The 13726-nt window shown below is 54.9% G+C and carries 11 protein-coding genes; 3 read left to right on the top strand and 8 right to left on the bottom strand.

The window, feature by feature from the left end:
* Positions 1-48: 48 nt before the first annotated feature.
* The 7 genes from HNO81_RS20410 to HNO81_RS08575 are packed head-to-tail and all read right to left on the bottom strand — an operon-like array spanning position 49 to position 8796.
* Positions 49-564, bottom strand: a complete 516-nt coding sequence (locus HNO81_RS20410; RefSeq protein WP_175317716.1) for a hypothetical protein — start codon at positions 562-564, stop codon at positions 49-51.
* Positions 554-1669, bottom strand: a complete 1116-nt coding sequence (locus HNO81_RS08600) for a glycosyltransferase (RefSeq protein WP_256398809.1) — start codon at positions 1667-1669, stop codon at positions 554-556. Before HNO81_RS08600 ends, HNO81_RS20410 begins: the two co-directional genes overlap by 11 nt.
* The gene (locus tag HNO81_RS08595) at positions 1662-2891 is read right to left on the bottom strand and encodes an oligosaccharide flippase family protein (protein ID WP_175317714.1); all 1230 of its coding nucleotides are present in this window, start codon (positions 2889-2891) and stop codon (positions 1662-1664) included. The genes HNO81_RS08600 and HNO81_RS08595 overlap by 8 nt, the downstream gene beginning before the upstream one ends.
* 53 nt (positions 2892-2944) lie before the next feature.
* Positions 2945-4342, bottom strand: coding sequence for an O-antigen polymerase (locus tag HNO81_RS08590; RefSeq protein ID WP_175317713.1), 1398 nt, complete (start codon positions 4340-4342; stop codon positions 2945-2947).
* 12 nt (positions 4343-4354) lie between these two features.
* Positions 4355-6262, bottom strand: a complete 1908-nt coding sequence (locus HNO81_RS20405; protein ID WP_175317712.1) for a glycosyltransferase — start codon at positions 6260-6262, stop codon at positions 4355-4357.
* Positions 6259-7239, bottom strand: a complete 981-nt coding sequence (locus tag HNO81_RS08580; protein ID WP_175317711.1) for an NAD-dependent epimerase/dehydratase family protein — start codon at positions 7237-7239, stop codon at positions 6259-6261. Before HNO81_RS08580 ends, HNO81_RS20405 begins: the two co-directional genes overlap by 4 nt.
* Positions 7240-7299: 60 nt before the next feature.
* Positions 7300-8796 carry a polysaccharide biosynthesis tyrosine autokinase gene (locus HNO81_RS08575; RefSeq protein ID WP_175317710.1) on the bottom strand — a complete coding sequence of 499 codons (1497 nt, stop codon included), beginning with the start codon at positions 8794-8796 and terminating at the stop codon, positions 7300-7302.
* A 478-nt stretch (positions 8797-9274) separates the two neighbouring features.
* Between HNO81_RS08575 and HNO81_RS08570 the strand changes: the two genes are divergently transcribed.
* From HNO81_RS08570 to HNO81_RS08560, 3 genes are all read left to right on the top strand, one after another.
* Positions 9275-10096 carry an MBL fold metallo-hydrolase gene (locus HNO81_RS08570; protein WP_175317709.1) on the top strand — a complete coding sequence of 274 codons (822 nt, stop codon included), beginning with the start codon at positions 9275-9277 and terminating at the stop codon, positions 10094-10096.
* 188 nt (positions 10097-10284) lie between these two features.
* Positions 10285-11265, top strand: a complete 981-nt coding sequence (locus HNO81_RS08565) for a hypothetical protein (protein ID WP_175317708.1) — start codon at positions 10285-10287, stop codon at positions 11263-11265.
* Positions 11266-11480: 215 nt separating this feature from the next.
* On the top strand, positions 11481-12122 hold the full coding sequence (locus HNO81_RS08560; RefSeq protein WP_217509249.1) for an SGNH/GDSL hydrolase family protein: 642 nt from the start codon (positions 11481-11483) through the stop codon (positions 12120-12122).
* Here HNO81_RS08560 and HNO81_RS08555 read toward each other — a convergent pair.
* Complete coding sequence (locus HNO81_RS08555; protein ID WP_175317706.1) at positions 12119-13438, bottom strand: hypothetical protein; 1320 nt, start codon at positions 13436-13438, stop codon at positions 12119-12121. The two genes, HNO81_RS08560 and HNO81_RS08555, sit on opposite strands and share 4 nt — an antisense overlap.
* Positions 13439-13726 lie beyond the last annotated feature (288 nt).

Below are 13726 nucleotides of genomic sequence, written 5' to 3'. Positions count from 1 at the left end.
ACTTCCAACAATAATTACTAACAATTTAAAAAACAGGCCACTTAATATCTATGGCTTCCCTACTATTCGCGCCGGGACGCCTACAACCACAGAATTACTGGGCACATCCCTTAGGACTACAGAATTGGCCCCCACAGTCACGGAATCTCCGATAACTATCGCACCGATCACCCTTGCACCCGCTCCCACTTTGACGCCATTTCCGATGGTAGGTGAGTCGGCAGAACCATGCCCGTATCTTCCAGAACTTCCGAGTGTGACCCCTTGTTGAATATCGCAATCCCTTCCAATAACCACGTCGGGGCCGATTACCACTCCAGAGGGATGGAAGAGAACGAGCCCGGAATCTATGCGAGCCTGCCACGCGATGTCGGCACCGGTTATCAGTTGATTGAGTTGCTTGACTGTTAGCCCTAGGAGGCCGCTTATTCGTCCTGCTCGAGCGGACAGGCGATATAGAAACGTGGCCTGGTACCTAATTGTTGCAAACGTCAGTAGCTTTGTGACTAATTCAGACCCCACCGAAGAAGTGAGTTGAGAATTTCTGGCTAGGTCAATGAGCATATGAATAACCCCTCTCTTGATGGGCGCAATTATAAATCAAGAGGGACGCGGGTCCCAAGCGCCTTTGGTCGAATCTCTGGAGGGCTGTCGCCTGGGCTTTAACCCCCAAACGACGACGTAGCGCTTGATCCTTCACAAGCGTTGCGACGTACTCCACGAGTTCTTCGTCCGTGTCGTAAATGAAGCCAGTCACTCCATGTTCGACCAGGTCAACGTTCCCGACGCAATTGGAGACAACACATGGTACCCCAAGGGCTTGTGCTTGCATCACCGAGATTGGGAGACCCTCCCAAAGTGACGTCGAGACGTAGATGTCCAGCTCTGATAACCGTTTTAGGGCTTCCTCTTCAGTGAGCCAGCCCGAGACACTCACCGCAGTTGCAGGAAGCCAGTCATCCACATCTTTTGAGGCTCCGCCAATCCAATGAAAGTCTGCGAGCTCTCTTAACTCCTTGGCGAGCCCTGCAAACCTCCATGGAGCTTTCTGATAGGCAACACGGCCAGCGCTACCGACTCTTAGATGATTCCCACTCTGCTGCAGTTTAGGCAAGTCATTGAGTGCTAGTCCATTCTCTAGGACGAAAAGTCGGCTTTTCGAAACGTTGAGTGAAGCGGCGTTCTTTTCTGATTCCGACACTAGGATCATGCTGCTCCCCAGAGTATGGAAGCATCTTTCAGCAAGGGCAACGGCCTTTGCAGCCCGCGCAGTCAGGTCTTGTCGTAGGAAAGCAAAGCCATGCGGGCTGTAATACGTGGATGTGGATCTGCGAGCAACGAACGCGGCCAGCCGCCCCACTGCACCAGCAAACGATGAATGAAGATGCAAGGCATCGGGATTCATGGCTCGAAGAGTCCGCAGCAGACTGAGCATAAGATTCCAAGCAGCGGCTAGGCCCATTCCCCTACCACCTACGCGAATCAGCGAAATATTAGGCCCGAAAAGCTGTGCAAGATCCTTTTGGGAAGGAGTATCGGTGCGCTCTGTGTACATGACGCTCACTTCGACACCAACCTCTAACTGTGACTTTGCGAGTTGGATCATCGCATTTAGCACGCCACCACTACTTGCTTGTGTGACATGAAGTACCCGTACTGGTCTAGGCATGTGAACTGAAGCCATCTTTCACTTTGGTTGCGAGGTGCCTGGGCGATCTGTCGGACTTGTATGCTTGAAAAAACATAATTGTCATGGCCAGCGCCAACACGAGGGAACAAGTCAGTGCGGAAAATACCGCGCTTATGGGTCCGATAAGAGGAATCAGGATTAGATTCATCAATATGGCAGCGCATGCTACACCAAATTGCACGAGGCTTCTGGCAGCTTGTTTTCCGAGGCCCATGAGCGCGTCGCCTAGCAGATAATGGACACCGTTCAGTGCAATAATTGGTGCAATTAGACCAAGAAAGCCGCTTGTCTCGCTGTAGCTGGTCCCAAGAATTATTGGGACGAGTGGAGATGCGAATGCGAGCACACAGGCGCACAAGATCCCGTACAGCAGTACGAAGCCGAGAGGCCATTGAATGACGGACCAGGACCTTCGGGCTCCCATATGTCCTGCGCGGAATAGTCTGGTGTTTAACGAATAGACGATAGCTTGTATGGGCGCAAAAGCCATAGTCGTGATCTTGGTTGTAGCTGAGAAAGCGCCTGAGGCGGAATATAACCCGTACGAAGTAAGTAGGAACTTATCCGCATCCATGTAAAGGGTGCGGGAAGCAGTACCGAGACTGAAGAACACTCCCGTGCGCCAAGTACTGCGGATACTTGCCCACTCGAATACCGGTTTTCCAGCCCGGATTACCGCCCAGCCTACGACCACGCCGGCAGTTGCAATGGTGGTTGCGGCGTAGCAGAAGGACCACTGAGAAGCGGAGGGAGAAGATGCAATCAGGTAGTAAACGGCAGCAATTGTCAGACGCAGGGCTCCCGCGAGGATGCCGCAAGCAGACGTGCGTCCCAACTCCTCGCGAGCTTGGAAAATCTGCTGTGCGAGATCGAAAAGACGCAGTGTGAATATCTCTGAGACAACGAGTGGCAGTAAAACGGCTAGGAAGTCTGGGCCGGAGAACCAACCCACCGCGATTGCTACGAGGCTTAAGGGCACTGCGGTGGCCAAAATGTAGACAACCGATGTTCCAAATTGGATGCGAAGCAGGGATGGGTCCCGGGCTGCCTTCAGCACCAGCACGTTTCCGCCGCCTAGTCCCACAAGCGACGCCAGAACTGCAACTAGGGCTATAGCGCCGGCGAAGAGTCCAAACTCCTTCGCCCCCAGGGTTCTGGCCGTTATTACGAAATAAAGCCCCTGACTGACAAAACCGAACACGTAGGAAGTTAGCATCCTCATCGCACCGGATTTGGCTAGCTTTGCGAGGCGCCTCATCGCACGGGCCCCGCATGTATTGCCCTGGCAGCGCGGCTCTCGGCATTGCCGTAGATGATCCATCTAAAAAATACGGCAGCGCATAGCGCCATATACGTATACCTAAAATCGCCCATAAGGGCGTTGACGAAAAATGACCAGAATATGGACACTATAAGCATAGCGAGGATGGGAAGAGCCGAAACAGCGCCAAGGCTATACAGTCTCAGCGATAAAGCCGCAAAGAAGCCAAGAAGAAAGGACATCAATATCAAGCCCGCCCACCCAAAGTCTAGAAAAAAATCAAGGAACGAAGTTCCGGTATTTGTCGTGAACGGTATGCCAAATATATCTACCGAGTAATAATCCAATGAGTGCGGCGCTACCGGAACAGGAAGGCGCAATCGATTCAAGATTGTATATAGCCCGGTAAAAGTATATGAACCGTATCCTGGCGACGGCGCTACTTGTCCGGTTATTTCGGCAGGAGGAACTGCAATCGAGGAATCCGAGAAGATCCTTGCATTGAGGCCAGCTACAGATGACAGTAAGTACTGAGCCAGCGATTCCAAGCCGGTCGAATTGTGAGAAGTATTGTTTCTTTGCTGAATCGGATACAACAAAACCGGAATAACAACAAGACCGCCGATTATCGCGGTCATAACTTTGCCTCGGTTTTTCCGCGAAAATTCTTGACTAGACCGATAGCTTGACGTCGTTACCATATTCTTGCTGAAGATGTATGAAACAACAAATATCAAGAAGCACATAAAAAAGGAAGTGCGCTGAAGGCTGAAAAGACTATATGCTCCTGCAAAAATCAATGGAAGCGATGCTATGAAGCGTTTTCCGGACCGCCAAAGAATTGCACCCGTAAATAGCGAAATATGCCCCAGGAAAAGCACATATCCAAGTGAACTAGAAAGAAAAGATGCGCTGTCTAGTGCGGATGAAGTAGTTTCCAATCGAACTTGTGAATATTGGTATTTATATTCATTTCCAAGCCCGCTGCTTGCGGAAAAAATCGCCTTGACGCCCCCCAGGCTCTGGAGGACGGGCCATGCGTCAACGGCCTGGAGAACCCCATATATTCCTAGTACAAATGAAAGTATCTTGTGTACGAAGGCAAGCCTATTAAGCTGAATTGGTTTCGCATTTTGAAGTCTAGTGCGGGGCTTTTCCCCAAGGACCAGCCAGCCGGTTATGGAACCCACTGCAATAGAACTGAACCCGGCCAGGACGATTGCCCAAAGTTCGGAAGAAAGTCGCGGCTCGATCGCTCCGGGAATTGAAGCCAAGACCATAACCGTCAACCACGGAAAGACAAGCGCGGTAATCGGGTTTACGAATGGCATTTTCAAGAAATTCGCAATTGCGACCAGAGAAGCCGAAATTAGGATGAAGGCAAATATCATCGACTTGGCAGTCTATAGGACCGCGTGACGAGCAGCATCGACCGGTCGGTTACCATTGGTATCCAAAGCGTCAGAAGCAGCACGATGAATAAGACGATACTGAGCAAGTCTCCTCGTCCTAATAGCGTATCCTGCGGCTACTATCAGGAAGATCCAGCGATTCAATTGCAGCTGGATGCGCTTATAAGCTCCTCGTGCTTGGGAGCTATCAAACATTACGCGGTTACGAACAGAAAAATACGTCCTATTTTCGTTATCAGCCAAAATAAGACCTTTCAGTCCGCTGCTTCCCGCCCCATTCGACCATTTGGCATCAATGTCTTCCACACTTGCCGCCCTGCAGAGCAACAGAGAACCACCCATTGCGGGGATCCGCGAAGTGTACTCTGTGTCATCCTCATACAGCACCAGGTCTTTCTTGGGATAGCCGATGAGCTTGATGGTTGCGCGACTTAGCAATAGTCCGCCGTATGGTGCATATGGAATTTCTGCGAACGGAACGCGTCGAGTGGCAGGCGTTTTCTTGGCTGTCGGGAACTTCGTCAGAATCCTACTCAGGAGGTCAAAATACATAAAGGAGCCGACTGGCGGATAAAGGAAACTTGCCGTTCGCCCTTCCAAGAAGGCGGCGTGGCGAGTGTTCGCCGGCCGGACTGCCGCTGTGGCACATGGTAGTGAAGGCCCCAGCGTTGCCTCACGCTTCTTCAACACATGCAGGAGTTCCTTGAGTGCATCTTCGGCAGGCAAGTTGTCATCATCGAGCATCCAGAGGTAATCGTCATTCATCTGATCGACGAAATGCTGCATTCCCTTTCCGAATGCTGGCGCCGATCCCTCATTTTCGACGTTTCGTATGACGACTATCCGCGCGTTACCGGCAGCTAGCGCATCAATCTTCGCAGATGATTGCTGTGTCGACCCATTATCGACAATAATCATCCTGGCAGCGCCCGCTTTGAACGCAGACTCTACCGCCTTCTCTAGCAACTCAAAGCGGTTACCGTAGGTGACCGTCAGGGCAGTTACTCGAGTTGGATCATCTTCAGATGAAACTAGAATGTCCGCCAAGCTCTTCAAGTAGAGACTGGCTTGTTGAAACTCGATCTCTTCAAGTGGGGCCCACTTACGGGCATAGAGAGCTTCTGCAACGACTGGCATATCTCCGCCTAGCAAAACGATCTCCTTAGCGAAAGAAGATAAAGTTCTCTTGAATTTCGAGGCGTAAGACGGTTCCAGATGCGCATACATCTTGAGTATTTTTCGATTGTATGCCTCATTGCGGCGAAGGCGTTTCGAGGACATAGACCTTGGAACGCGGTAGAAAAGTAAGCGATCGGGGAGTTTGAGAAATCTGCTCTTGCTCCAGGTCCTTAGCCAAAGCTCTTTATCTTGGCCGCGGAGAAGATTTTCGTCGTAGGGATGACTGCGGAACCATTCGGTTCGTCCCATAACGGTAGGGTGCGAGAAGGCATTACTTCGCAAATACCCTGCTCCAGAGGTTGGCAGTTCGGGTTCGAGGAACTTACCAATTAACAGGCAATCTTCGTCGATGAGGTAAGCATGTGAACCTACAAGATCGAGATCTGGGTCTGAGTCCAGTGCTTCCTTTTGTCGCGCTATTCGTTGAGGGTGCATCACGTCATCCCCGTCCATTCGCGCGAGAATAGGATATTTCGCGAGGTGCGCGACCTTGTTGAGTGTGGCGGCGAGACCAACTCGCGTGTCACTCTCGAACACTCGAATTCTCGGATCGTTGTACCGAGATACAATCGCGGATGATTTTGCGCTCGGACCGTCGCCCACGAGCAAGAGTTCCCAGTCCTGATGTGTCTGTGCGAGAACAGACTCGATGGCTAAAGCTAATTCTTCGCCTTGATCCGTGTAGGGAATACCTATGGATACGTGATTCACAAAGCTCACCCGGCGTGGTTGCTATGTGTATCGAATAGGGCCTCCGGCAAAGACTCCATCCAGGAAACTTGAGACTCGAGGCCTTCTCGGATGTCGATAGTCGGTGTCCAATCGAGCAGTTCCTTGGCGCGGTTCGTACTTCCACCGGTACGAAAAACGTCGCCGGCAACCTTTGCTGCGTACTCGACGCTCAGTGGCTTCTGGAGTATGGACGCAAGTACCTCCAAAGTTTCATTCACCGTGACAGAAGACCCACCGGACAAGTTGATCACCGAACCAGGTGCTGGAGACGCGCGAAGGACCGCAATATTCGCCCGTACAATGTCAGCCACGTGTGTGAATTCGCGGATTTGTCGGCCATCACCGTATATGGTCAGCTTCCGATCGCGGAGACCAGCACGAATGAACTTGTTGAAGGCCATATCTGGGCGTTGGCCAGGTCCGTACACCGTGAAGTAGCGGAGCGACGTTGTCGGTACGCCGAAATTCTTCGCGTAGAGCGTGACGAGATGTTCTGCGGCAAGCTTGCTTACTCCGTAAGGACTCATGGGCCGAGGAAGGTCGGACTCATGGGTCGGGAAGCCTTCGGCATCCCCGTAGACGGAGGAGGAGGAGGCATAGACAAACGACTTCATGGTGGTGGAGGACTTGGCGGCCTCCAACAGTCGTTGAGTGACGGCGATATTGTTGCGTGTATACGTTTCGAATTCGCTACCCCAGGACTTCCGTACCCCTGGCTGCCCCGCCTGATGAAATACCGCGTCAACGTCCTGCAGCAGATCGGTCAGATCCATGCTGGATAGATCATCTTCGACGAGCGTGAATCCCCTATCACCAAGAGACAAGACATTCTGACGTTTTATCTCGGGATTGTAATAGTCTGTGAAACTGTCTATCCCAATTACTTCGACTGTTTTATCTTTGAGCAGTTCGCGAGTTAAATTACCCCCGATGAATCCCGCTGCCCCCGTTACTACGACCTTCATAAGGAATTCCTATCGACTTTTTTTTTGGAGAATTAAGATTGTGACGCAAAAATTGTATTGTTAATCTCGAGCCTCAGCGCGAAATGTGGCAGCTGGCCGCATATCAGCATGCCCGTAATGCGTCGCCACATCCTTGTTGGCGTAATGCTGGTTGGAAGACGTGAAACGTCTGCTGTGCTTTTTGTCTCTCGTCGCGAGGGCGCCATCATCACTAGAGCCGTAGTAGCTGTAGGCGTAGGCATCAGGTCCTTTGACGGGCAACCTGTTCAGCACTATTCCGAGGAGATCCGCGGAAACCATTTCCAGGGCGCTCAGAGATTTTGCCAAGTCCTGTACTTTGAGCTTTTGGGACCCAACTACCAGCACTACGCCACTAACGTGCTGTGAGAGGACGGCGGCGTCCGTTACCGGCAGGAGGGGCGGTGCATCGATGATCACCGTGTCGAACGTTGACTCCAGCGAATCGACAAGATTTTGCATCTCGGTTGATCCCAGAAGCTCACTTGGATTTGGAGGGATAACGCCGCTGGTTAGCACGTAGAGGTTGTCTTCACCCCAACTCTGCAGCAAATCGTTGACGTGCGCTTGGCCCACGAGAGCTGTTGTCAAACCGGCAGACCGGTCCAATCCTAGATATTCATTCACCATTGGACGACGCAAGTCGGCATCGATGAGGCAGACCGTTTGGCCAGCCTGGGCGAGAGCGATGGCCAGATTTGTGGCTGTAGTACTTTTTCCTTCCCCGGGTAAAGAAGAGGTGACTAGCACTGACTTGGCACTCCCAGACACGTTAGCAAACTGCAAGTTGGTTCTAAGCTGGCGAAATGATTCGGCTCTTGGACTCTGATGTCCACTTTGCGTGAGTAGAGGCCTCCGAGAAGCGTCTTGATCAAATGCAATCCCGCCCAAGATAGGCGTATCAGTGATATGCCGCAAATCAGCCTCGCCTCGGATGCGATTATCCAAAGCGGTCCGAAGTACTGACACAGCTAGACCAGCCGCGAGTCCCGACAGTAGGCCGGCCATCAGGTTGAGGCGCGTATTGGGAGCCGAGGGAGTCGATGGAGCGGCCGCGGGCGTAATCACGGAAAGACCGATGGGCGAAGTTCCGCCTGTTCTGGGCTTCTCAAGCGTGTCCACTGCCTTAATCAGGCTGTCTGCTACCGCCTGTGCAACGGCTGCCGCCCGGACAGGGCTGTCATCATCTACCGAGATGTTGATGAGTACAGTATTGAGGTCGGTGCTTGCTTTCACCTGTTTCGCCAACTGGTCGGGAGTCTGTGGAAGCCCTAGGGCGTCTATGACAGGCTGAAGCACGACAGGCGTCGTCACTGTCTTGACGTAGGATTGCACACGCGCCTGGCTGAAAGTGTTTCCCTGTTGCAACTCTTGTACAGTTCCAGCATTTTGTATGGAAACGAAAAGCTGCGTCTGGGAAGTGTAGGTAGGCTTTACCAGCATCGACGCAGCAGCGCCGCCGAGGAGACCAATTAACGTGGCTGCCGTAATCAAAATCCAGCTACGACGCAGTATGCGTAGGTAATCGCGTAAGTCCAAGCCGGGGTCCCCCTGTGTCGAATCCTAGGGCACCCGCTCAGATGCCACCAGAACGGCAATATTCGTGCGGTCCCGGCAATTGTACCCGGATCCAAACTGTGCGAAGAGTCTCCAAGCCGACTGGTGGTGTAACTTGACCGTCAGCCGAAAGGTTTGGCCAACGCGTGGATGACGGGTCACAGCTTAAGGGCAACATAGACTGTGACCACAGACGGGACATCAAAGTACACCCTCTGATACCTCATCCGTTGGACTCAGCTGGCTGACAACTTATCGCCGCCAACCTAAAGGCGAACCCCTGGGTGTAAGACGTTTGACGTGTGGGCATCTAGTTCTATCGGGCGCTACCCTCGGACGTCTGGTGGCTTTATTCGGCGCTCAAAGAGTTTTCTGCATGTCGGGCATTGCTTGGTTGCAGGTAGATAGAATCGGTTACCAAGACGAACGCACACTGCTTTGCCGGAGGTACGGAGAAACAATGTCGGAATGGCTCGAAGTCGGCACGGACAACTATGTACTGGTCACTGAAGGATCCCTGCTGAACACGGGCCTGATCGTCGGCTCCGAACGCGCCATGGTCATCGACACTGGATGCGGCCCCCGCCAAGGACGCGAAATCCTGGACGCAGTCAGGGAGAAGATAGACCTGCCGCTCGTGGTCGTCAACACCCATGCCCACTACGACCACTTCTTCGGCAACGCGGTCTTCGCCGAAGCCGGAGTGACAGAATTCTGGGCCCATCAGAACTGCGCCACCGAAATTGACCAGCGCGGTGACGTTCAGCGCCGGCACGTTGGAACACTGGAGCCCGAGATGGCCGCCGGCGACGGCGAGAACGTCGAGCTCGTGGTCCCAAATGCAATCGTCAAAGACCAGCCCGTTCTGGTGGACCTGGGAGGCCTGACGGCAACGCTGTTTTACCTGGGTCGGGGCCACACCGATGGTGATCTGCTGGTGGGGACGCCCACCACTCTCTACGTAGGTGACCTGGTGGAACAAGGCGCCCACCCCTCCTTCGAGGACTCCTTCCCCGAGGAATGGGCCGACGCCCTCCGGCACATCTCCGCCCTGCGCCACCGCTACGAATTCCTGATTCCCGGCCACGGGAAGCCCTGCAGCGACCAGTTCGTCAAAACTATGGCCAACACCATGACCACCGCCGTCCGCCAGGCCCGCCAGTCCATCCGCGACACCCCCAACGACGCCACAAAGGCCATCCCCGTCCTGCCCTATGGGCCCGAACAGTCCAGGTGGTTCATCAAGCGACTCCAGCAGATGCGCGAAGAATCAAGCCTATGAGCCATAGAGTGTCAAGATTGAAGACGATGCGCCCCACTAACGATAAGCCAGGGCAAAGCTGTATGAGCGTCAATAGGAGCCATCAAGGTCCGAGCCGCGGGACATAACCGGTCGTATTGGCCCTACGGCTCGTCGAGGTCGCCCACGGGCCACGGACTGTACACTCGGCTACATCCTCGGGGGGGGCAATGAATCGAATCCAACTGCCGGACTATGTCGCTGCAAAGGTAGGGCGGGCAGAGCATCATCTTCAAGATCTAGATGAATTGCTCAGCAAGCAGGCTCAGCCGATCTCAAGTACCGCTGAATCGGTATTCCAGCCGTTTGACGACGGTATTGGAGCATGGGGTGCAAAACTCCGCATTACGGGTCGCGTGCCCGACGAAGTGCCTCTCATAGTCGGGGACTTCCTGCATAACTTACGAGCCAGCTTGGACTACTTGGCCCAAGCCCTCGTTAGAACCTCGGGTAATGAACCAATAGACGGGGTTGGCGGAACATCCTTTCCCATCCTGGATAAGCCGAAGCCTCATGGTCAACTGACTGTAAAGGGCGGCGTAGATCCTGCAATCGGTTTAGCAATCGAAGCTTTGCAGCCCTACCAGACTGACCCTAACCTGATGCACTGGAACCCGCTTTTGCTCCTGCACAAACTGTCAAACAGGGATAAGCACCGGCAATTGCATTTTCCGCTTGCCGTGGCTGTTGAACCTGTATCGATGATGGTCGGTCTCCTGCCAGACAAGCCTGTGGGGCTTATTCAATCAACGATGAGATCATTTTCCGACGGTGAATGGCTGTTCCATCCAGTTGCTCAGTTTCCCTCCGATGTTCGCGTGGAGGTCGTTGTCGCTGCCAAGCCGCCGATGATCACGTTGGAAGGCGCGTCTTGCCATCCGGGCGGGGGGACCGTCGATTTGGTAGACAGCCTGGACTACATGCTCAGGCATGTGAGGGGCGAAGTTGTTCCATGCTTCCGAGAATACTTTTTAGAGCCGTGGCCGGAGGACACCTTCACGGCTGATCCCGTGCCCGGGCCACTAGGCATTCCTGAGCGCTCTCCGGATGAGCATTCGGCCTTAGTTGACGCGATGATCTCGGTCATGGCCTCAGAGTATGGAAGTGATCGTTACCTTGTGCTCGGCCTCGCGGATGGGTTTAGCGCATAGTCCCTAGCCAGGACGTAGAATATTGGCAATTCACATCTGCTCTTGGGGGAATATCTATGCCTGGTCGCAATCGTCCGCAGCGCCGGAAAGTTTTCATCGCCGCTGGCCTCGCGGCGGTTGCTGTTGCCGCTTCGGTCGCTGTAGGTATGAGCCTTCTCCAGACTCCAGAGCCGGCGGCCGCGCCCGGGTTCGATGCTTCCGCTGCCGCCTCACGTATGGCCGCCGACAGGGCTGCCTTCGAGGCGAAGCAGAAGGCAGAGGTCGAGAACACCTTCCTGCCGGTCACTTTCCCCAAAGATCATCCGCTCCGCGTTCTGTACGTGGGTGACTCCCTGGGAAACGGGTATGCGGCCACCAGTGACGCTCAATTCTTCCGGAACATCGCCACGGAGAAGCTGAAGGCATATGGCCCCGTTGAAGCCACCTTTGCAGGCCGGCCGTCCCTCACAGCTGAGGCTGCCCTCGCGGAGTACCGGGACAAGATCAGCGCCGAATATGATCTTGTGGTTATGGAGATTGGTACCAACGACTGGTCAAAAGTCCCCGTCCCCACGTTCACTGAGACGTACCCTGCGCTGATCAAGGCTGTTCGTGCTGCGTCTCCGAATGCCGCTTTGCTCTGCTTGGGGGCATGGGGAGATGGCATCAAGGTTGGCCCATTCAATATGGTCATCCAGCCGACGTGTCAAGCCGCAGGCGGGAAGTACCGCGACCTGAATGCAGTGTTCGCTCCCTCCGGCAACAAGTGGATCAACGGCGTCCGGGACAACGGCACGAAGGTCGATACCTTCCACCCGAACGACAAGGGCCACGCCGCTATCGCGGACGTGATCCTTGCCGCCCTTCGAATCAGCTAGAGCGCCAGCGTGGGACGCCAGAAGCCGCGCACATAGACTTTGCCGCTGTCGATGGTCACCTTGCCGTCTGGCGAGGTGGTGAGGATGTCCAGCAGCGTCAGCGTCCCATCAGGCAGGACAGCGAAGAGACCGTCCACATTGCCGCCAGCCACCCCGTTGATGGACACGAAGTAGTAGATGCCCGTCGCCGGGTCCACAGCACCGTAGTAGGCCATCGCGCCCCACGCTCCACCGCCAAGGATCGCCGTGGTGGTGGACCCTGTGACGGTTGCGGCCTTCGATGAGTACACCGCTGCCGTGGTCGCGTTCGTAACCGAAGCGATGCAGGCGTCAATGGGGATCGTGTTCTGGCCGGTAGTGCGGATGCGGGAGCCGACATCCGCGGATGTGAACGCTGCCGTGGCGGAGGTGATGGTTGCCGAGCCGCTGGTAGTGGTCAGGTCCGTGATGCGGCGCGAAGGGAGCCCTGCCGGTACCGGAAGGTAGCGATGGGACTGTTTACCCGTCCACCGTGGTGTCAGGGTCGCCCGGTCTGCCTTGAACGCGGAGAAGTTGCTGGTGGTGTCCGGGCCGAAGTAGATCCAGTCAGCGTCGAACGATACCTGCACGGCCTGCCACGCCTGGTTGGTGCCGAGGTCGCCTGGAATGATCGTCCAGGTGGCGCCGTAGTTTGTTGACCGGTAGTGGTAGCCGGCAGAGCCAGCGTCACCGCAGGACAGCCAGACGTGGCCGGGGTTGTATGGGTCCGGGAAGATGCCGTGGACGTGGCGTGCGGCGAACGTGTCAGGGCCGAGTACCTTTGTCCAAGTGGTCCCGTCTGGGGACCGCCACACGGACGGCCCAGTAGCAGGGTCGCCGTACTCAGCCCAGTAGATGTAATTCGCGTCGGCAGCCAGTGCGGTGCTGATGATGTTTGATCCGGTCGATCCGTTGAGCAGCGACGTTGACCAGGTAAAGTCCGTTGCCCCTGTGACGGGCGCGGCGCGGAAGATGCCCGGCAGGCCATCGCTGGTCTTCTTGGCTTGCAGGTAGTAGTTGCCCTTGAAGAGAACCACCCAACCTGCCCCAGCGGTTGCGGCAGAGGTTGGGACGTCGGCGGGCAGGGCCTTGCTCGTCCAGGTCGTACCGGAGTTCTCTGACTGCGACAGACCGAAGCTTGACCACGACAACAGCGTGCTGCCGAAGATACCGACGATTGCCCTGCCTGAAGGAGCCTGAGAGGTCGCCTGCTGCGGCTGCGGTGAGCTGAGCCGGACAACGGGCGCGTATTTCTTCTTGACGTCAGCCTTCGCCATGCCGAGGGTTACGGGGTCCATCATGCCGCCTTCGTGATGGAGGTCAGGTTGCCGCTGGTATACCCATAATTCCTTGTGGTCGTCACGCCGTTGACGGTGCGGGAATCGGTGGCAACGGTCCCATCGGTGTTATAGGTGTAGGTCGTAGTGATGCCCGCCTTGGTGACCGTCGCAACACTGCCGTCACTGTTGTAAGTGATTGCCTGGGCATCTGCGAAAGATAGGTCATAAGTGGCAGTAAGTTGCTCTCCTTAGGGGGTGTCAAGTTTTCTGTGTAAGGGACCGGTCGGTGATCCGGTCTGCCGGGTG

The organism is Pseudarthrobacter sp. C4D7, from assembly GCF_013359725.1.
Taxonomy (GTDB): domain Bacteria; phylum Actinomycetota; class Actinomycetes; order Actinomycetales; family Micrococcaceae; genus Arthrobacter.
Note: the sequence above shows the minus strand (reverse complement) of the source record. Positions and strands in the feature narration are given on the sequence as shown.

Coding starts and splice junctions, on each gene's coding strand:
- HNO81_RS08565 (WP_175317708.1), top strand. CDS start 10,285: ATGAATCGAATCCAACTGCCGGACTATGTCGCTGCAAAGGTAGGGCGG.
- HNO81_RS20410 (WP_175317716.1), bottom strand. CDS start 564: ATGCTCATTGACCTAGCCAGAAATTCTCAACTCACTTCTTCGGTGGGG.
- HNO81_RS08580 (WP_175317711.1), bottom strand. CDS start 7,239: ATGAAGGTCGTAGTAACGGGGGCAGCGGGATTCATCGGGGGTAATTTA.
- HNO81_RS08560 (WP_217509249.1), top strand. CDS start 11,481: ATGGCCGCCGACAGGGCTGCCTTCGAGGCGAAGCAGAAGGCAGAGGTC.
- HNO81_RS08555 (WP_175317706.1), bottom strand. CDS start 13,438: ATGGACCCCGTAACCCTCGGCATGGCGAAGGCTGACGTCAAGAAGAAA.
- HNO81_RS08570 (WP_175317709.1), top strand. CDS start 9,275: ATGTCGGAATGGCTCGAAGTCGGCACGGACAACTATGTACTGGTCACT.
- HNO81_RS08590 (WP_175317713.1), bottom strand. CDS start 4,342: ATGATATTTGCCTTCATCCTAATTTCGGCTTCTCTGGTCGCAATTGCG.
- HNO81_RS08600 (WP_256398809.1), bottom strand. CDS start 1,669: ATGCCTAGACCAGTACGGGTACTTCATGTCACACAAGCAAGTAGTGGT.